The organism is Mucilaginibacter sp. P1_A3, from assembly GCF_056406855.1.
The window spans coordinates 1-1,015 of sequence record NZ_JBFTZJ010000033.1 but is presented as its reverse complement, the minus strand read 5'-3'; the positions used below and the strand labels follow the sequence as shown (position 1 = coordinate 1,015).

Sequence of the window (1,015 nt, the reverse complement as noted above, 5' to 3'; positions counted from 1 at the left end):
TATGCGAAACATTAACAATGACCTTACATTAAAGCGGAACTACCTGAATAAGTATCGTTTTCTAATTACAGAATATGAGCAGGTAAAACGCGGAGAGCACTCCATTTTTAGGTTTGCCAAGGATTTCTATTCAGCACATGATACTGATCCCCGAAGTTTCTTAAAGTATTACAATTTATTTAAACAATCGGGTAATGAGCTTGACCTGCTTCCGGGCAAGCGCGGTCCCAAATATGGTAGTCGCCGGCCATTACCCGACGATGAACAGCAGGTATTGGAATTGCGGGACCGGGGTTGCAATAAGTTTGAGATCACTAATCAGCTTAAACAAAAAGCTAATAACTTTACACCATCGCCTTCAGGTGTCTATAATATCCTGAAGCGGCATAACCGGAACCGTTTAAAGTCGGCAGACCGGGAAGTAAAGCGAAAGATCATTAAAGAACGCATGGGCCAGTTAGGACATATCGACTGTCATCACCTAAGTAAAAGTGTGATCAGAGGGCAAAACAGGAGGTTATATCTGCTTTGCGTGCTGGATGATTATTCCCGCCTGGCCTGGGCACAGGTGATGGAAGACATCACCGCGCTGACCACCATGTTCACTGCCATGCATTGCATGCAGGCGCTCAAACGGGAGTTCGGCATCCAGTTCGAGGAGATCATTGCCGATAACGGCCCGGAGTTTGGTACTTCAACAAGTTTGCAAAAGCGGAACCATCCTTTTGAGCGAATGTTAATGGAAACAGGCATCAAACGGCGGTACATGCAGCCTTATCGGCCGCAAACCAACGGCAAGGTGGAACGCTTTTGGAGGACCCTTAAAGAAGACCTTATTGAAGATACCGATTTCGACAGCTTTGAAGAGCTGGAAGATGAACTCCTCAAATATCTTGTTTATTATAACTGGGAACGACCACATCAGGGCATCAATGGTAAAAAACCTATCGATATGGTCACCCTAAACAACAAATAAAAATACCTGATTCTGTTACCGAATTACTAAACCCTTACA

The 1,015-nt window shown here is 44.5% G+C and carries 1 protein-coding gene; it reads left to right on the top strand.

Going from position 1 to position 1,015, the window contains the following annotated elements:
• Positions 1 to 976: integrase core domain-containing protein (locus AC1D0K_RS30675; RefSeq protein WP_477397798.1), on the top strand; the 976-nt coding region annotated here is incomplete at its 5' end.
• Between the last annotated feature and the right edge of the window lie 39 nt (positions 977 to 1,015).